The organism is Leifsonia sp. YAF41 (genome assembly GCF_052113185.1).
Classification (GTDB): Bacteria; Actinomycetota; Actinomycetes; order Actinomycetales; family Microbacteriaceae; genus Cryobacterium.
In genome coordinates, this window is the sequence record NZ_JBFRCS010000009.1 from 378,904 (window position 1) to 396,187 (window position 17,284).

Sequence of the window (17,284 nt, forward strand, 5' to 3'; positions counted from 1 at the left end):
CTAACGGACTCGTTCGAAGGCGGGTATAACTGCGCCGCACCCTCAAGGTGCGCTTCCGGAACCATGATCCACAACGCGACTTCACGTCGGCACCGCCAAGCCGATCCTCAGAGGGGATGGATCATCCTGTTCAACGAACCTCGGCCCGCCCGCGACGACCACCGCGGCCGAAACACGAGCGGGCCGAGAGGCCAGCGAACACGAACGCGAGTTAGGCCGACACGCTCTCGGCGAGCAGCGCGTCGATCTGGCCGAGGGCGTCGCGCATCCCCTCTTCCATTCCCATCGCCATCACTTGTTCCATCTGATCAAGGGAGGAGAACGTCGACACAATCGTCATGCGTGTCGTGTCGCCGTGCTCCTCCAAGGTGACCACTGCGCTCCCAACCCCCATGGAGGCGTCCGGTTCTCCGTCGTCGCCCGAGAACCCGTCGTCGAACGCGAGCCGGCGCGGAGCGTCGATCTCGGTAAAGGCCCACCAGCCACGGGGCTTCTCGCCCTCCGGACCGGTCATAAAGTAGCGGGAGCTGCCGCCCTCGCGAAACTCATGACGTTCGAATGTGGCAGGAAAGGTGGGCGGTCCCCACCAGCGTTCGAGTTGGCGCGGGTCTTCCCACAGCTGCCAGACCCGGGAGGCGTCGGCGTTGAACTCGGCGACGAACGTGAGCGTCAATGAGTCAAGGTCTTTCTCAGAGCTGAGTACGGTCATGATTTCTGTCCCTTCTCGGATATCGGTTTGTTTTCGGCGAGGATGCCCACCATGCGTTCGGCCCGGTCGTGCCAGATCTGTTCGTAGGCGTCGAGTAGTTGCGCTGCACGCCGCAGCGTCTCCGGATTGGCCTGCACGATCTGTTCTCTTCCGCGTCGTTCCTTGCCGACGAGTGCGGCTCGCTCAAGCACCGCCACATGTTTCTGCACCGCGGCAAAGCTCATCGCATAGCGTGCGGCGAGCGCTGAAACCGACTGCTCACGCACCATCACCTGGGTGATGATGTCGCGCCGCGTCGCATCCGCCATTGCCTGAAAGATGCGATCGATCTCGTGTGCGCTCAGATTTGATACAACCATTTGGTTGCATGTTAGTTCGCGGCGTGGAGGCGCGCAAGGGTTTCCCGAGGGGCTAATTTGCAGGTGCTTGGCGCGTGTTCAGCTTCCCCGCGGCCAGCCGCAGTGGGATCCTCAGTAGGTAGGTACGGCAGCTGAGGAGGCGCGCGATGAATCCAGAAACGGAACCGGTCCCGTTCACGAGTGACGACTATGCAGCACGGATGGAGCGTGTCGTGGCCGATGCTCTCGGCGCCGGGCTGGACGGTGTCATCGTGATGCCCGGACCCGATCTTGTCTGGCTCACCGGCTACCAACCCACCGCCATCACCGAGCGGCTGACCATGTTGACGCTTGCTCCCGGCCAGCCGCCGACCCTGCTGGTCCCGATCTTGGAACGCGCAGACGCCGAAGCGGCTGCCGGTGCACCGAGCGTCGAGATCGTGGATTGGACGGATGGCACGGACCCCTACGAGGTCGCACAACAACTCGTGCGCCCGCACGGCCAGTTCGGCATCTCTGACTCGGCCTGGGCGATGCATCTGCTCGGGCTGCAGGAGACTCTGCCGGAGACCCGCTACCGCTCGCTGAGCCAGAGCCTGCCGATGATGCGCGCGGTCAAAGACGCCGATGAGCTCGCCCGCCTGGCACTCGCGGGCGCCGCAGCGGATGCGACGTTCTACGAGATCGTGAAGGTGCAGTTCGCCGGACGCCGGGAGAACGAGGTCGCCGCCGACCTGGCCCGACTACTACGCGAGTTCGGCCACGAGCAGGTCGACTTCACCGTCGTCGGGTCGGGACCGAACGGGGCGAACCCGCATCACGAGGCCGGCGAGCGCGTGATCCAGGTCGGCGACGCGGTCGTGCTCGACTTCGGCGGCCTGATGCACGGCTACGGGTCGGACACGACTCGCACGGTGTGCGTCGGCGAATCGACCGAGGAGCAGCGGGATGTGCACGAAATCGTGCGGAACGCCCAGCAGGCCGCCTTCGACGCGGTCGCACCCGGCGTCGCCTGCCAGGAGATCGACCGGGTCGCCCGGGCGGTCATCACCGAGGCCGGCTACGGCAAGGAGTTCATCCACCGCACCGGCCACGGCATCGGCGTCACCACGCACGAGCCGCCGTACATGGTCGAGGGCGAAGAGCAGCTGCTGCGACCCGGTATGTGCTTCTCGATCGAACCGGGCATCTACCTCCCCGGGCGCTTCGGGGTGCGCATCGAAGACATCGTCACGGTCACCGAGACCGGCGGCGAGCGCTTCAACAACAGCGACCGGACGCTGCGCCTGGTTGAGTAGGGAACGGTGGCCGGGCGGGGGTGCTGAGGCTCAGTTCAGCTCAGTTCCCTGCGACACCCACACCCGGCCAATGGCTTCGTGGTACTCGGCCAGGCAAGAATCTGCCTGGACGCTGATCGTTGCGACCTGAGCTTCAGTGTCCCGTTCAATGGAATAACTGAAACTCAGGTTATTGCCATTGGCCACGATTTCTGTCGGATCCGCTCCGGCCTCGACCACGCATTGTCGCCAGTCATCGACGGATTGCCGGTACTCAGCTTCGTCGACATAGAGGTCGGCCAGCACCTGCTGCTGGTACTCGCTTGAACTGTTGCGAAGATCGACACGCTGGTCGTCGTTCAGAACGTCGAACGGCGAGACGCTGCAGCCGGCCAATAGAAGGATGCCAACGATCGGCACGACGAATCCCATCCGCATACTTCCCCCTGAGCGTGAGTGGTGCTCGAAAGCTAGCCCATCAGGCAGACCACGTCAACAAATCTGGGCCAGGCATCCGTTGCCTCGCCGGACAGCCGGACCCGAACAGCGGCGAAGCACCCAGCAACACTTTGTAGACTCGAACCGGGCCACATGCCCTCCGGGCCAGCACCAGCTGGCCAGCCACTTCGTCGCGGCACGCGTTGACGCTCGCGGCACGTGTTCTAACACGCGCCACCTACTCAAACACGTGCCACGAACTGCGTACACGAGCTACGTACACGAGCGACGACGGCCAGAGGGATGCCCCGCGAGAGGACACCAGCAATGAGCCTGATCAGGCTGCAAGACATCAACGTCAACTTCGAGAAGACCCAGATTCTGCGCGAGGTGTTCCTCCGCCTCGAAACCGGCGACCGCGTCGGCCTGATCGGCAAGAACGGTTCGGGCAAGTCGACGATCCTCAAGCTGATCCTCGAACAAGTGACCCCGGACACCGGAACCGTCACCGTCGATGCCGGCGTCAAGATCGGCTACTTCTCCCAGTTCTCCGAACTGAACGGCGCATCCACGATTCTTGAAGTTCTCGACGAGCTCTTCGTCGAAATCAAGACAATCGAAGCCGAACTGGCCGGGATCGACGCCGATATCGCCGTCGTAGCGATGGACCCGGACGGCGGCGACGAACTTGACCGGCTCATCCACCGCCAGGCTGAACTGTTCGAAGAGATGGAACGCCTCGGCGGCTGGGACTACAAGCGCAACATCGACACCGCTCTCACCACGCTCGGCTTCGACGAGGCGCACCGCGTCTGCCCGATCGACGATCTGTCGGGCGGCTGGCGCAACCGCGCGGCCCTGGCGAAGATCCTGCTCGAGAACCCAGACGTGCTGCTGCTCGACGAGCCCACCAACTACCTCGATGTGGCCGGTGTCGAGTGGCTCGAGTCATGGTTCCGCGACTTCAAGGGCGCCGCGATCATCGTCTCGCACGACCGCAAGTTTCTCGACGCCGTGGTCACCCGCATCATCGAGGTTGAGAACTTTCACCTACACGAGTACCCGGGCAACTTCGGCGAGTACGTGGTGCAGAAGCAGTTCCGGCTCAAGACGCTCGAGGCGCAGTTCGTGCATGAATCCGAGCTGCTCGCCTTCGAATCCGAGGGCATCGCCGACCGCCGCGAGGCCGCGAAAGCGTCAAGCCGCAAGCTCGGCAGCCAGCTCGCCAGCATCAAGAAGAACCGCGCCCCGCGCCCGGTCGACCAAATCATCACCGAAATCTACAGCGGCCTGCACATCAAGGATGTGCTCTGCCGCGTCGAGTCACTCGACAAGAGCTACGGCGACAAGCTGCTCTTCAGCGACCTCGGCTTCGAGGTGCGCCGCGGCAACCGCATCGTCGTGCTCGGCTCCAACGGCAGCGGCAAGTCCACGCTGCTCAAGGTGCTGAACGGCGAAGAGAAGGCGGATGCCGGCAAGGTCACCTGGGCACCCGGCGCCGGAGTTGTCTCGTACAACCAGGTTCTCGCCGAGCTCGACGAAGACGACACGGTCAGTCATTCGGTCAACGCGATGCCGGGCAGCCTGGCCTTCACCGCGACGCGCAAATCGGTGAACCGGTTTCTGTCGATGTTCCAGTTCAGTGAAGCCGACCTCAAGCAGAAGATCGGCAACCTCTCGGGTGGCCAGCGGGCACGCGTCGCGATGGCGCAGTGTTTGCTGTCGGGCGCATCCGTTCTGCTGCTCGATGAGCCCACTAACCACCTCGACATGTCGAGCACTCAGGTGATGGAACGCGCGCTGCTCCATTTTCCGGGCGCGGTCATCGTGGTCAGCCACGACCGGTTCTTCACCGACAAAATCGCGAACCGGCACCTGGTATTCGGTGGGGAGAATGCCCTGCCGGGCGAGATCGAGTTGCGGGTCGCTTGATTCCACCGGGGGTGGCGCGCCCGGTGTCCCCTCTAATGAGGACTACGCTTTTCGCGTGCCACCTTCTTCTGACCCACTTCGCATTGCCCTCATCTCGCTCCACACCTCCCCCGCAGCTGAGCCGGGTTCCGGCGACGCCGGCGGCATGAACGTCGTGGTGCTGCACCAGGCCGAAGCGCTGGGCGCGCTCGGGCATTCGGTCGAGATTCTGACGCGGCGCTCGTCGCCCGAGCAGCCGAGCGAGATGGAGCTGGCACCGGGAGTGAGACTCCGTTTTCTGACGGCCGGGCCAGCGGCATCCGTGCCGAAGGGCGACCACGAGAATTTCATCGACGAGTTTCGGATGCGCATGGGCACGCTCGGGCCGTATGACGTGATGCATTCGCACCACTGGTTTTCGGGCATGGTTGGGCTGCCGCTCGCGCAGCACTGGGGAACGCCGCACGTGCAGAGTTTTCATAGCATTGCCGCCGATTTGTCGACGCCGCTGTCGGCCGGTGAACGGCCGGAGTCGCCCGGACGGATGGCCGGCGAAGCGTGGCTGGCGAGGGAATCGGATGCGCTCGTGGCGATCAGCCAGGCCGAGGCCGACACCATCGTGACGCGGCTCGGCGGGCCTGAGGCGCGGATTACCGTTGTGCCGCCGGGGGTTGACGGGGTGCTGTTTCACCCTGCGGATGTCGATGCGGGTGCTGGTGCTGCGTCGGTCGGTGCTGGTGCTGCGTCGGTCGGTGCTGGTGCTGGTGAGTTCACTGCGGATCTCATTCACAACCTTGCCGGCCCAGCAGAGGACCGCGGATACGTCGTCGTGGCCGCTCGCCTACAGCCGCTCAAGGGAATCGACCTGGCGATCGAGGCGATTGCGGCGGTTCCCGATGCGCTCCGCCCCGATCTGCTTGTGTCGGGTGATGCTTCCGCCGACTTCGACGGATACATCGACGAGCTGAATGAGCTCGCCACTCAACTCGGCGTGGTGGAGCACGTGCATTTCATCGGCCCGCAGTCCCGAGTGGATTTGGCGCGCCTCTTTCGGGGCGCCCGCATTGTGTTGGTTCCGTCGCACTCAGAGACCTATGGACTCGTCGCCCTCGAAGCGGCGGCCAGCGGGGTTCCGGTCGTGGCGGCGGCGTCCGGTGGGCTGCGCGAAGCTGTCGTGGATGGCGTGACCGGGATGGTGGTGGATTCGCGGGACCCAGCCGTGTGGGCCGCGGCGATGGCTGACATCCTGTCGAATCCCGAGACCGCGCGGCACCTGTCGGTGGCGGCACGGGAGCGAGCCGAGCGCTTCTCCTGGGAAAGCTCGGCCGAGGCCCTTCTTGAGGTGTACCGCGGGTTGCTCGAGTCGGATGCGTCGGCTGGTCCGGACTCGACGCGCCAAGCTCCTGATGCTGGCGACGTGGGTATTGCCGGCGGCGCAGCCTCGTCAACCGGTTCGGCATCGCGTTCGTGAGCATTCTCGACGGGCTTGCATCCGTGCTCTTCGTGCATGCGCATCCGGATGACGAGACCATTTCAACCGGCGYGCTGATCGCCGAACTCGTGGCGCGCGGCGTGCGGGTCACGCTGCTCACCGCGTCACGCGGGGAGCGCGGCGAGGTTGTGCCGGGTCCGCTTTCTGGCCTGGAGGGCACCGAAGCGCTGACCGCCCATCGGGAGTTCGAGTTGCAGCGTGCGACGGAAGAGCTGGGTATCGCCGAGCGGTTCTGGCTCGGCAGTCCCCCGGCGCGGGCCGCCGGGCTGGCCCCGCGGATCTATCGCGATTCGGGCATGCAGTGGATCCGGCCGGGTATTGCCGGCCCCGCGGAGGACTCCGGCCCCGACGCACTGACGACCGCTCCGCTCGCCGAGGTCGCTGCCGATGTTGCGGCGCTGATCGAGGAGCTGCGGCCGTCGCTGGTGATCAGCTACGACGATGAGGGTGGCTACGGGCATCCCGACCATGTGCGGGTGCATGAGGCGACGATCGCGGCGTGCCGAGCGCAGGGCGTGAAGTTCGCAGAGATTCTGCACGCGCCGGTGACGGATACCGAATGGTTTGCGCTCGGCGACCACCTCGACACGGTCACGCGGGCGCTGCGCTGTCATGCCAGCCAACTCACTGTCGACGGCACGCACGTGGTGCATTCCGGTGGGCAGCGGGAGCCGATCGTGACGAGCGTGGGGTTGCGGGTTCTGTAGGGCGGGCCGCTGGCGCACTTCGGAAGCTGTGCACGGCGCGGGCGTTCACAACTGCGGAGATTTTCTGTAGTTCGGAGTTTTTCGGGGCTGAATCGGCGCGATTGAGCAGAATCTCCGCTGTTGTGAACGCCGTCGGTTCAAGAGGCACGGACGCGATGCCTTGAGTCTCGAGTTTGGCTCGCGTGGTTTCGAGACGCGGCCGACTTCGTCGGGCGATCCTCAACCACCGACGGGCGAGGCCAAAATCAGGAGCGGAGGCGTGTCGCGGCTACCGAGGCCAGACTGTTCCGCGGCCGGCTCACTGCCGACACACCTCCGCTCCTGAATTCGGTACCCCCACAAGCGCAGGAGTGACCACCATCGCGGCACGTGTTTGGGATGGCGGCACGCGGTAGAACACGTCCCCGCTTTGCACACACGTGCCGCGAGCCCTGGGGCCGACTCGCGCGATTTCGAGACTCGGCCAGCATTCCGGCGTGGGGAATCCCGCTGGGCGTGTGAGATGGCGCACGCCCAGCGGGGTGTATGAAACCGACCCCTTCGACCACTCGGGCACGCCGCGATCAGCCCACCCTACGCACCGCGAAGCCGTGGCCGCTGGCGCATTGCGCCCCCTTACGGAATGTAACCGCGTGTGTCAGCGCCAGCCGCCCCGCAGCAGCAGCCATCGTGTCGAGTTCAGCCCGACCGCACCAAACGATTAGATTGTTGTCTGCGCTGCAAGACGGCGCACCCCACAACCAGCACACTTCCGGCCGCGCACAAGAGAGGGCCCATGGCAGCAACATCCGCCCCCGGCACCCCGGCGTGGCTCGGCGCCTGGAACGACCGCACCGCCCTCTCCCTTCTTCTTGAGCACGGGCCGCTCGGCCGCGTGCGCATCGCCGAACTCGGCGAAATGTCGAAACCGACCGCATCCCTCGTGGTCACCCGGCTTGAGAAGGCCGGACTCATTCGCGTCGACGGCGAAGCCACTGGCGGTCAAGGCCGCCCCTCGGTCACCTACGCGGCACGCGCCGATCGCGTGCTCGGCGTCGCCATCGACATTGACGCCAAGCGGATGCGCGCCTGCCTGGTCGACGCACTGCGCACCGACCACGAAATCGTTGAAATTGCGCTGCCTGCCCATGCCTCGGAACGCAACGCCGTCGCCGAAGTGCGCGCCGCGATCGAGGCCGCCTGTGCTCCGAGTGGGGCCGACCCGGCGTCGGTGCGCATCGTCTGCCTGGGCGTGCAGGGCTACCTCGACACTCTCGACGACGATCATCTGTTCACCGAAACCCTGCCCGGCTGGCCTCGCATTGGCGTGCGCAAACTCATCGAGGACGAACTCGGACTCGCGGTGCAGATCGACAACGACGTCAATCTCGCCGCGATCGCCGAGCGCGCTTTCGGGGCCGCCGCATCGGCGAGCAACTTTGCTTTGCTCTGGCTCGGCAACGGTCTCGGCGCCGCACTCGACCTCAATGGCGCTATTCACCGCGGCTCGTTCGGCGGCGCCGGGGAGATCGGCTTTCTGCCGGCACCGCAAGCGCTCACCGGCGTCGACGGTCGTCCGGTCAGCGATCTGCAAGACGTCATGGGCGGCAAGGCACTCGTGCGCCTGGCCCGCGAACACGGCATGCGCGGGCGCACCTTGCCCGATATTCTCGACGCCTTGGCCACGAGTCCTGCGCGCACCGCGATTTTGGATGAGCTGGCCTACCGGGTGGCGTTCGGCGTGATTCCGCTGCTTGCCGTCGTCGACCCCGAACTCGTTGTGCTCGGCGGGCCGACCTGCCGCGCCGGCGGCGACGAACTGGCCGAGTTGGTGTCGAAGAAGATTCGTGGCTCGAGTCGGTGGTCGCCGGCAGTTGCCGCGAGCACGGTGACCGGCAACCCGATTTTGGCCGGCGCGCGCGAACTGCTCGTCACCGAGGTGCGCAACGAGCTACTGGAGAGCGTGGCGCGGATCACCGCGTAGGGCATGTCTCGGCGGATGCCTGGCGAGCGTGCCGAGGACCGGTCACGGCGTCGTTGGTCGAGGAGCAGCCGACGCAGGAGGCCGCGTCTCGAGACCCGGCGAGCCGATCCTCGAACCTGAGTTGCTTGGACGTCGGCTCGCGAGGTCTCGAGACACGGGCTCGCTGCGCTCGCTCGCCCTCGACCAACGAAATGGTGAAGCGCTCCTCGATCACCGAGAGGGTCAGGCCGGCGCGGCCACGCGCGCCCGCTGCGAGACACAGAACTCGTTGCCCTCCGGGTCGTGCAACACCGTCCAGAGCGTGTCCCACTCGTCGTGATCGGCGACGCGCGTCGCGCCGAGCGCCAGCAGACGCTCGACCTCGGCATCCCGGTCGTCGGCCTCGAAGTCGACGTGCATCCGGTTCTTCGCCATCTTCGGCTCCGGAACCTTGAAGAACAACCAGCCCTGCTCCCCCGCCTCCCCGTCACCGATGAACGCGGCATCCGCGCTCGCGCCCGGCAGAACATCCCGACCGAGCACGGCCGACCAGAACGAGGCGACCCGGGCCGCGTCGACGCAGTCAAGAACAATGTGATGAAGAGTGAGAGCCATGCGCGGATTTTACCGAACCACACGCCGCGAGACGGCGTCATCCGGCGTTCACACCACATTCCTAGACTGACAATCTCGCGCGCCCTAAGCTCGATTCAACCCCATCCCTCGCGAGAAGGCAGGCACATGCACGCATGGTCGAAGCTCGGCGCCGCACTTCTGGTGAGCGCTCTGGCGGTGGGGGTACCGACGATCGCGTATGCCGAGAGTCCCGTCGATTTCGGCGCAAGCCACATCGTCGACAAGACCGGCGCGCTTGGCAACCGCGAGGGCGAGGTCGCCGCGGCCATCACGAAGCTCGCCGACGAGACCGGCACCGACCTCTTCGTCGCCTATGTCGACAGCTTCACCGGGGTGTCCAACCGCGAGGAATGGGCCGACCAGACGGCCGACCAGAACGGTCTCGGCACCAACGACGTGCTGCTCGCCGTCGCCACTGGCGACCGGCAGTACCAGCTCTCGGTTTCGCCGAACTTCACACTGACGGATGCCCAGCTCAGCGAGATCGAATCGGTCGCCATTGAGCCTCCCCTGCGTCAAAACGACTGGGCCGGCGCGGGCATCGGAGCCGCGAACGGGCTGTCCCAGAGTCTGCAGGGGCAGGCCGTGACGACCCCGCAGATCACTCCGGGAAAGGCAGACCCCGGCAGCGGAGGCGGCGGCTTCGGCGTATTCGTCGGCATCCTGATTGTCGTCGTCGCGGTCGGTGTGATCATCTTTCTGGCGATGCGCCGACGTCGAAAGAACGGCGCGGGAGCCGGTGGCCCCGCCGCCGTGCAGGCGGTGCCGACCCCACAACTCAAGCAGCAGGCCGGCAGTGCTCTGGTGCAGACCGACGACGCCATCAAGACCAGCGGGCAAGAACTCGGCTTCGCCGTCGCCCAGTATGGCGAGGCGGCGACCACGGCGTTCCAGGCGGCGGTGACCGACGCGACGGCGCTGCTGCGCCAGGCTTTCACCCTGCAGCAGAGACTTGATGACTCGGAGCCCGACTCCGAAGAGCAACAGCGCGCCTGGTACTCCCAGATTCTCGACCTCTGCGCCCAGGCGAACGCCGCGCTCGACGAGCAAGCCGCTGATTTCGATGAGTTGCGCCAGCTGGAGAAGAACGCGCCGCAGGCCGCCGCGACCGTCGCCGCTGCGGCCGCCGCGGCCCAGGCACGGATCGCCGCGGCCGAAGCGAGCCTCGCCGATCTCTCGGCGCGGTACACCGCCACGAGCATTGCGACCGTCGCCGATAACCCCGCCCAGGCTCGCGAACGCGTGACCTTCGCCGAATCTGCCGTGGCCGAGGCCAACACCCGGCTGGCGGCGGGCGACACCGGAGCCGCGGCCGTCGGCATCCGTGCGGCCGAAGATTCGGTCGACCAGGCGACCCTTCTTCTCGACGCTGTCGACCGTTTGGGAGCCGACCTGAAGCAGGCCGCCGCCACCGTCGGCCCGGTGATCACCGACCTCGAGACCGACCTGGTCGCCGCGCGGGCGCTTCCGGTGACCGGCGGGGCGTCGGCCAGCCTGCCCTCCGTGATCGCGCAGACCGAACAGACCCTCGCCGCCGTCAAGGCACGCCTGGCCGACGGTGCCATCAACCCGATCGAGCTGGTGCAGACGTTGGAGGCGGCGAACGCGCCAATGGATGCTGCGCTGCACGGCGTGCGGGAAGCCGCAGTTCAGCAGCAACGTGCGCAGGCCGCGCTCAGCCACACCCTCCTCGCCGCGCGCAGCCAGGTCTCGGCCGCCGAGGACTTCATCACCGCGCGGCGCGGGGCCGTCGGCGCGGAGGCACGCACCCGCCTTGCGGAAGCGGGCCGTCTCGTCGTTCAGGCCGATTCGTTGAGCGCGTCGGATCCGGCCACGGCACTCGCCGCAGCACAGCGTGCCGACGCACTGGCGGCCGAAGCCATCCGACTCGCCCAAAACGATGTGAACGGGTTCAACGCGACGAGCGGCGACCCATTCGGCGGACTGTTCGGCGAGCAAGCGAGCAGGAGCAGCGGCTCGGGCGGCGGCAACGGCGCCATGGGCGCCATATTGGGCGGCATCCTGATCAACACGCTTCTCACCGGAGGCGGCGGATCCCGCGGAGGCGGAGGCGGTATGTTCGGCGGCGGAGGCGGTTCGCGCGGCGGCTCCCGCAGCGCCGGCAGTTTCGGCGGCGGGGGTACGCGCTCTCGACGCGGAGGCGGCGGCCGCTTCTAGACCTCGAGGTCATCCGCGAAACCCCGCGCGACATCAGACGCCCGCCGATTTCGACCCCACAGTCTCACCGACCACGCAACACTCGCAACACTTGCAACACACCGGCACGACCCACTCGAAAGGACACCACCAAAATGGCAAAGCAGTCAATCTTTGGCCGCATCTCCCAGCTGGCGAAGGCGAACATCAACGCGCTTCTGGATTCCGCTGAAGACCCCAAGCTCATGCTCGACCAGATGGTGCGCGACTACACGACAAGCATCGCCGATGCGGAAAGCGCGATCGCCGAGACAATCGGCAACCTGCGTCTGCTTGAGGACGACCACCGCGAAGACATCGAAGCCGCCACCGAGTGGGGCGGCAAGGCCCTCGCCGCCAGCCGCAAGGCCGACGAGCTGCGCGCGGGCGGCAACGCCGTTGACGCCGACAAGTTCGACAACCTCGCCAAGGTGGCGCTCGGCCGTCAGCTGCAGTCCGAGAAGGAAGCCAAGGCTGCCGAGCCGCAGATCGCCTCGCAGACTGCGGTTGTCGAGCAGCTCAAGAACGGCCTGAACGCGATGAAGACGAAGCTGGGTCAGCTCGCGTCGAAGCGCGACGAGCTCGTCGCCCGTTCGAAGTCGGCCGCCGCGCAGGCGCAAGTGATGGATGCCGTCAAGAGCATCGACATCATGGACCCGACCAGCGAGGTCAGCCGGTTCGAAGACAAGATCCGTCGCGAAGAGGCCAAGGTGCGCGGCGCCAGTGAGCTCGCGGCATCCAGTCTCGACGCGCAGTTCGAAAGCCTTGAGGACTTGGGCGAGCTGACCGAGGTCGACGCACGGCTCGCCGCGCTCAAGAACGCCGGGTCGACCACCGCGATCGGTTCATAACGCATTTCGTTTGATTCGAACGGCAACGATTTCAGGGTCGGCGGGAACACCCCGCCGGCTCTCGTCGTTAATCCGATCATGACAACTTTGGGAATCGTCGGCGCCGGGCACATCGGCAGCCAGCTCGCACGACTCGGTGTGGCCAGTGGCTACAACGTGGTGCTCAGCAATTCGCGTGGACCCGAGACACTCAGCGGCCTGGTGGCCGAACTGGGTCCGAAGGCGCGCGCGGCCACCTCGGCCGTGGCCGCATCGACAGGCGACCTGGTGATCGTCACCATCCCACTCCGCCGCATCGAGGAACTTCCGTCAGCGGCATTTGCCGGCAAGGTCGTGATCGACACCAACAACTACTACCCTCAGCGCGACGGAGCGATAGCCGCGCTCGACGACGAATCGACAACCAGTTCCGAGCTGCTGCAAGCCCATTTGCCGAACGCGCATGTCGTCAAAGCGTTCAACCATATTTACGCATCTGAACTCCTGACGGATGGCAGCCCGGCCGGCACCCCGAATCGTCGCGCGTTGGTCGTCGCCGGCGACAGTGCTGCCGCCCGTCACGCCGCCTCCGCATTGATCAATGAGTTCGGTTTTGACACGCTCGACCTCGGTTCACTCGCCGAAGGCTGGCGCATTCAGCGGGACACCCCCGGTTACGGGTTGCGGATGAATCTCGACGAGCTGCGCGCCGCCGTCGACGCAGCCGAGCGCTATCGCGACATGTCGTGATGGCGCTTGGAAGCGGTCTGAGAGCATACTGAAGGGGTGTCTCCCACCTTCGTTGTCGTGCCGCAATGGCAAGGTTCAGTTTCTTCGCGCGCGATGCGCCTGGCCGATGGGGCGGAGGCGATTCGAGGCGATCTGCCCGCTTCAGCCACTGTCGCCGTGCCGATTCCGGCCGAGGCGGGTGACTCGGAGGACACCGGCGTCAACCGGTACTCCGCCCTTGCTCTGGTGCGCAGCGCGCAGACAGCAGTACTTCGCGCAAGCGACGACTGGGCGCTGACGATCGGCGGTGACTGCGGGGTGTCGCTGGCCGCCGTCGAACACGCGTCGCGGCAGCATCCGAGCGATCTGGCGGTGGTCTGGCTGGATGCCCACCCCGATTTGCACACGCCGCAATCGTCGCCGTCTGGCGCGTTCACCGGCATGGTGTTGCGCGCGATCACCGGCGGGGGCGCCGACGGCTTGGCGCTCGGCTCCTCGACCTCGATCCCGCTCGACCGGGTGGTGCTCGCCGGAACGCGGGACATCGATGCGGCCGAGGCGGAACTCATCCGCACGCACTCGATCGCGCTGGTCGCCGCCGAGGATCTCGGCACCGCAGATGCCCTCATCGCGGCGGTGCGCCACACCGGGGCCACGCAGGTCTACCTGCACATCGACCTCGACGTGCTCGACCCCTCCGAGATGACCGGACTGGCGAACCTGCTGCCGTTCGGAATTAGCGTGGAGGCCCTCACCGGCGCCATCACCGGGCTGCGCGCCCACTTCGGGCTCGCCGGCGCGACGATTGCCGGGTTCGCTCCGTCATCAGCCGAGGCGGCCTCTGACGACTTGTCGAACGTGCTGCGTGTCATCGGGTCGCTGACGCGCTGACCACCCCGGTGATCGAGCCTGTCGAGATCCGTCGAGCCTGTCGAGAACCGTCGAGGGGCGTATGCTGACCGCGCAGAGCAGCACCTGGGTGGGAAGCATCGAAAGGCGTCAACATGCCGGAACAGATCTATGACCTCATCGTCGTTGGCGGCGGGACATCCGCCGAGAATGTCGCCGACCGTGCGGTGCAGGGCGGTCTGACCGCCGTCATCGTCGAGAGCGATCTGGTCGGAGGCGCCTGTTCGTACTGGGCCTGCATGCCATCGAAGGCTTTGATCAGGGCCGGGACCGCTCTCGCCGCTGCCCGCCGCGTGCAGGGTGCCGCCGAGGCGATCACGGGAGAACTGGATGCGATGGCAGCGTTCGGCCGGCGTGACACGATCGTGCATGACTGGTCAGATCAAGATCAGGTGAGCTGGTTGAATTCGGCCGGTATCGCTCTGGTGCGCGGTCACGGACGGGTCAGCGGGATCCGCGAGGTGACAGTCACCGCTGCCGACGGTTCGACGACGGTTCTGACCGCGAAACATGCTGTGGCGCTCTGCCCCGGCTCGGCCTCGCTGCTGCCCGCAATCCCGGGTCTGGCCGAGGTGAACCCGTGGACGAGCAAGGAGGCGACGTCGGCGCAGACGGTTCCGCGCACACTCGCGATCATCGGCGGCGGCACCGTCGCCACTGAAATGGCGACAGCGTTCACCGCACTCGGCTCGACGGTCACGTTGATCGCCCGCGGAAAACTTCTCGCGAACTTTGAACCGTTCGCCGGTGAGTTCGTGGCCGATGCGCTGCGCCGCGACGGTGCCACCGTGCTCACCGGACTCAGCGTGAACTCGGCAACACGCACCCTCGACGGCGATATCGCCGTGATCCTCAGCGACGGACGCACGGTCACGGCCAGTGAGGTGCTTGTCGCAACCGGGCGGGTTCCGCGCACCGGCGACCTCGGGCTTGAAAGCATCGGCCTGTCGCCCGGCGACTGGCTGCGCGTCGACGACACCCTGCTCGTTCAGGGCGGCTCCCCCGCGCTCGCGGGCGACTGGCTCTACGCGGTCGGCGACGTCACACACCGGGCTCTCCTCACCCACCAGGGCAAGTATCAGGCGCGTGCCGCCGGCGATGTGATCGCTGCGCGGGCGACCGGGCGACGGGTCGACGACGCGCCGTGGGGCGCCCACGTGGCGACGGCCGATCACTCGGCGGTTCCGCAAGTGACGTTCACCGACCCCGAGATCGCCTCGGTGGGGCTGACCGCAGCCGCCGCCGAGAAGGCGGGCCATCGCATCCGGGTGCTCGACTACGACCTCAGTTGGCTGGGCGGCGCGACGGTGCTCGCCGACGGCTATGTCGGGCACGCACGGGCCATCGTCGATGAGGATCGCCGCGTGCTGATCGGCGCGACGTTCGTCGGGCAAGATGTCGCCGAGTTGCTGCATGCCGCAACCATTGCGGTGGTCGGCGAGGTGCCGATCGAGCGGTTGTGGCACGCGGTGCCGAGCTATCCGACGCTGAGCGAAGTGTGGCTGCGATTGCTGGAGGAGTACGGCCGGCCGACGGGCGGCTAAGGCAGACGCCGGTGGGCGGATGTCTGCGGGCGGATGTCTGCGGGCGGATGCCTGCGTGACGGCCGCGAAGTCCGGTTTGCCGCGAATTCGGGTTTGCCGCGAAGTCCGGCTTGCCGCGTCGGGCATCCGAGCTGAGCATCCGCTGCCGAGCACTGGCCCCGACGGCCTACGCTGGGAGCGTGCGCCGCATCTTCTTCGACTCCCCCCTCAGCCGGGCCGGCTACCTCTACGCGACCGCGGTCGGAATCGTCTGGGGTTCGATTTGGAGCACCGGTCGAGTCGAACGACGCAGCGGCATGATCATTTTTCGCGGGATGCCGACCTGGTCGTTCGGCCGCGGCGGCTCGTGCGTCGGCGGCTGCTACCTCACCAATCAGAATGTGTCAGACGACATCCTGGAGCACGAAGCCGTGCACAAACGCCAGTGGCAGCGCTACGGAATGGTGTTTCCGCTGCTCTACCTGATCGCCGGGCGCGACCCGTTGAAGAACCGCTGGGAAATCGAGGCCGGTCTCGAAAAGGGTGGCTACCTGCGCTGAGGCGCCCGCGCCGTTGATCGAGCCTGTCGAGATCTCGTGACCGGGTCTCGAGACAGGGGCACCGGGTCTCGACAGGCTCGACCACCGGGACCGCCTCGACCGCCGAGATTGGGGGCGACCGAAAGCTAGTTCGCTTCGGAACGACCGGCGCGCCAGTACCCCATGAACGCCACCTGTCGACGGTCGATCCCGGTCTCGGAGACGAGGAACCGGCGCAGGGTCTTGATCACGCCGGCCTCACCGGCCAGCCAGGCGTAAAGCGTTGAGTGAGCCGCATTCGCGTCGGCCGCCACCGCGTCCGGAACCTCCCAGAGAATCTCGGTGTCCACGTCGACTTCGTTGAGGTCGGCATCTGCACCGCCACCGGCAGGTGCGCTGCTGATGAAGCCGGATGTCCACTCCCGCACCGCCGCATCGAGGGCCGCACCGTGAGCGCTGCCGGCGGCATCCCGAACGAGCCAGGTCACCTGCATTCCAGCAGGGGCGGCAACGTCGAGGGCGTCGCGGGCGTGCGGCACCTCGATGATGGCCGTGCCGCGCGCGTCGGCGGGAAGGGACCCGAGAATCGAGCAGATCGCCGGCGCCGCTGTCTCATCGCCGGCCAGCAGCAGGGTCGTGGCGTCGCCCGGATTCCATTCCACGCCGGAGCGCGGAAACTCGCCGCCCGCGTTCGGCCCGACGACGACGAGCCGCTCCCCCACGGCCGCCGCGCCGGCCCAGCGCGAGGCCGGTCCGCCGTCGCCGTGCATCACGAAGTCGATGTCGATCTCGCGCGCTGCCGGTCGAACCGCGCGCACCGTGTAGGTGCGAATCGGGTTGCGTTCGGCGTCGGGAAGCCGGCGCCACGCGTCGTACCAGGTGTCATCTTCAGGCAGTGGGGACATCCCGATTCCGGGTAGCGGGAGAATGACTTTGACACGCTGATCGAGCCCGATCGTGCCGAATTCATGCAGGTCGGCGCCGCTGAAGGTCACTCGCGTGAACGAGTCGGAGAGCCGCCGGATGCCGGCGACCGCGACGGAAAAGGGGCGGTAGCTGGGCTTCGGCGGGCGGGGGGCGAGCTCAGGAACCGTCGAAGTAAGCATGC

At 66.6% G+C, this 17,284-nt stretch carries 16 protein-coding genes; 11 read left to right on the forward strand and 5 right to left on the reverse strand.

From position 1 onward, the window contains the following. Nucleotides 1–211: 211 nt before the first annotated feature. Entirely contained in the window at nt 212–709 is a 498-nt protein-coding gene (locus AB4Y63_RS12380) for an SRPBCC family protein (RefSeq protein ID WP_441791349.1), read from the reverse strand. Further along, complete coding sequence (locus tag AB4Y63_RS12385; protein WP_441791350.1) at nt 706–1,068, reverse strand: ArsR/SmtB family transcription factor; 363 nt, start codon at nt 1,066–1,068, stop codon at nt 706–708. The genes AB4Y63_RS12380 and AB4Y63_RS12385 overlap by 4 nt, the downstream gene beginning before the upstream one ends. Before the next feature lie 146 nt (nt 1,069–1,214). Between AB4Y63_RS12385 and AB4Y63_RS12390 the strand changes: the two genes are divergently transcribed. Next, nucleotides 1,215–2,345, forward strand: a complete 1,131-nt coding sequence (locus tag AB4Y63_RS12390; protein WP_441791351.1) for a M24 family metallopeptidase — start codon at nt 1,215–1,217, stop codon at nt 2,343–2,345. Between the two features lie 30 nt (nt 2,346–2,375). Here AB4Y63_RS12390 and AB4Y63_RS12395 read toward each other — a convergent pair whose 3' ends face one another. After that, nucleotides 2,376–2,756: a hypothetical protein gene (locus AB4Y63_RS12395; protein WP_441791352.1), complete on the reverse strand. Its 381-nt coding sequence runs from the start codon at nt 2,754–2,756 to the stop codon at nt 2,376–2,378. Nucleotides 2,757–3,089: 333 nt separating this feature from the next. Here AB4Y63_RS12395 and AB4Y63_RS12400 point away from each other — a divergent pair, with 333 nt between their 5' ends. From AB4Y63_RS12400 to AB4Y63_RS12415, 4 genes are all read left to right on the forward strand, one after another. Next, a complete protein-coding gene (locus tag AB4Y63_RS12400; protein WP_441791353.1) occupies nt 3,090–4,694 on the forward strand; it encodes an ABC-F family ATP-binding cassette domain-containing protein in 1,605 nt (534 codons plus the stop codon). A gap of 55 nt (nt 4,695–4,749) precedes the next feature. Continuing rightward, a complete protein-coding gene (locus AB4Y63_RS12405) occupies nt 4,750–6,144 on the forward strand; it encodes a glycosyltransferase (RefSeq protein ID WP_441791354.1) in 1,395 nt (464 codons plus the stop codon). After that, nucleotides 6,141–6,872 carry a PIG-L deacetylase family protein gene (locus AB4Y63_RS12410; RefSeq protein WP_441791355.1) on the forward strand — a complete coding sequence of 244 codons (732 nt, stop codon included), beginning with the start codon at nt 6,141–6,143 and terminating at the stop codon, nt 6,870–6,872. Before AB4Y63_RS12405 ends, AB4Y63_RS12410 begins: the two co-directional genes overlap by 4 nt. Before the next feature lie 775 nt (nt 6,873–7,647). After that, the gene (locus AB4Y63_RS12415; RefSeq protein ID WP_441791356.1) at nt 7,648–8,835 is read left to right on the forward strand and encodes an ROK family transcriptional regulator; all 1,188 of its coding nucleotides are present in this window, start codon (nt 7,648–7,650) and stop codon (nt 8,833–8,835) included. A gap of 222 nt (nt 8,836–9,057) precedes the next feature. Here the strand turns inward: AB4Y63_RS12415 and AB4Y63_RS12420 are convergent, their stop codons facing one another. Continuing rightward, nucleotides 9,058–9,429, reverse strand: a complete 372-nt coding sequence (locus tag AB4Y63_RS12420; protein ID WP_441791357.1) for a VOC family protein — start codon at nt 9,427–9,429, stop codon at nt 9,058–9,060. 126 nt (nt 9,430–9,555) lie between these two features. Here AB4Y63_RS12420 and AB4Y63_RS12425 point away from each other — a divergent pair, with 126 nt between their 5' ends. From AB4Y63_RS12425 to AB4Y63_RS12450, 6 genes are all read left to right on the forward strand, one after another. Continuing rightward, nucleotides 9,556–11,628: a TPM domain-containing protein gene (locus AB4Y63_RS12425; RefSeq protein ID WP_441791358.1), complete on the forward strand. Its 2,073-nt coding sequence runs from the start codon at nt 9,556–9,558 to the stop codon at nt 11,626–11,628. A gap of 134 nt (nt 11,629–11,762) precedes the next feature. Further along, nucleotides 11,763–12,497, forward strand: coding sequence for a PspA/IM30 family protein (locus AB4Y63_RS12430; RefSeq protein ID WP_441791359.1), 735 nt, complete (start codon nt 11,763–11,765; stop codon nt 12,495–12,497). Nucleotides 12,498–12,575: 78 nt separating this feature from the next. After that, complete coding sequence (locus AB4Y63_RS12435; RefSeq protein WP_441791360.1) at nt 12,576–13,226, forward strand: NADPH-dependent F420 reductase; 651 nt, start codon at nt 12,576–12,578, stop codon at nt 13,224–13,226. Between the two features lie 36 nt (nt 13,227–13,262). Beyond that, nucleotides 13,263–14,096, forward strand: coding sequence for an arginase family protein (locus AB4Y63_RS12440; RefSeq protein ID WP_441791361.1), 834 nt, complete (start codon nt 13,263–13,265; stop codon nt 14,094–14,096). 113 nt (nt 14,097–14,209) lie between these two features. Then, the gene (locus AB4Y63_RS12445; protein WP_441791362.1) at nt 14,210–15,658 is read left to right on the forward strand and encodes a dihydrolipoyl dehydrogenase family protein; all 1,449 of its coding nucleotides are present in this window, start codon (nt 14,210–14,212) and stop codon (nt 15,656–15,658) included. A 179-nt stretch (nt 15,659–15,837) separates the two neighbouring features. Continuing rightward, a complete protein-coding gene (locus AB4Y63_RS12450) occupies nt 15,838–16,197 on the forward strand; it encodes a Fe-S oxidoreductase (RefSeq protein ID WP_441791363.1) in 360 nt (119 codons plus the stop codon). Between the two features lie 125 nt (nt 16,198–16,322). Here the strand turns inward: AB4Y63_RS12450 and AB4Y63_RS12455 are convergent, their stop codons facing one another. Then, the gene (locus AB4Y63_RS12455; protein WP_441791364.1) at nt 16,323–17,282 is read right to left on the reverse strand and encodes a siderophore-interacting protein; all 960 of its coding nucleotides are present in this window, start codon (nt 17,280–17,282) and stop codon (nt 16,323–16,325) included. Nucleotides 17,283–17,284: the final 2 nt, after the last annotated feature.

Bases quoted from the DNA above. Each gene is read 5' to 3' on its own strand.
- AB4Y63_RS12385 (WP_441791350.1), bottom strand. From the start codon at position 1,068: ATGGTTGTATCAAATCTGAGCGCACACGAGATCGATCGCATCTTTCAG.
- AB4Y63_RS12390 (WP_441791351.1), top strand. From the start codon at position 1,215: ATGAATCCAGAAACGGAACCGGTCCCGTTCACGAGTGACGACTATGCA.
- AB4Y63_RS12430 (WP_441791359.1), top strand. From the start codon at position 11,763: ATGGCAAAGCAGTCAATCTTTGGCCGCATCTCCCAGCTGGCGAAGGCG.
- AB4Y63_RS12400 (WP_441791353.1), top strand. From the start codon at position 3,090: ATGAGCCTGATCAGGCTGCAAGACATCAACGTCAACTTCGAGAAGACC.
- AB4Y63_RS12425 (WP_441791358.1), top strand. From the start codon at position 9,556: ATGCACGCATGGTCGAAGCTCGGCGCCGCACTTCTGGTGAGCGCTCTG.
- AB4Y63_RS12435 (WP_441791360.1), top strand. From the start codon at position 12,576: ATGACAACTTTGGGAATCGTCGGCGCCGGGCACATCGGCAGCCAGCTC.
- AB4Y63_RS12415 (WP_441791356.1), top strand. From the start codon at position 7,648: ATGGCAGCAACATCCGCCCCCGGCACCCCGGCGTGGCTCGGCGCCTGG.
- AB4Y63_RS12455 (WP_441791364.1), bottom strand. From the start codon at position 17,282: ATGCTTACTTCGACGGTTCCTGAGCTCGCCCCCCGCCCGCCGAAGCCC.
- AB4Y63_RS12380 (WP_441791349.1), bottom strand. From the start codon at position 709: ATGACCGTACTCAGCTCTGAGAAAGACCTTGACTCATTGACGCTCACG.
- AB4Y63_RS12420 (WP_441791357.1), bottom strand. From the start codon at position 9,429: ATGGCTCTCACTCTTCATCACATTGTTCTTGACTGCGTCGACGCGGCC.
- AB4Y63_RS12445 (WP_441791362.1), top strand. From the start codon at position 14,210: ATGCCGGAACAGATCTATGACCTCATCGTCGTTGGCGGCGGGACATCC.
- AB4Y63_RS12395 (WP_441791352.1), bottom strand. From the start codon at position 2,756: ATGGGATTCGTCGTGCCGATCGTTGGCATCCTTCTATTGGCCGGCTGC.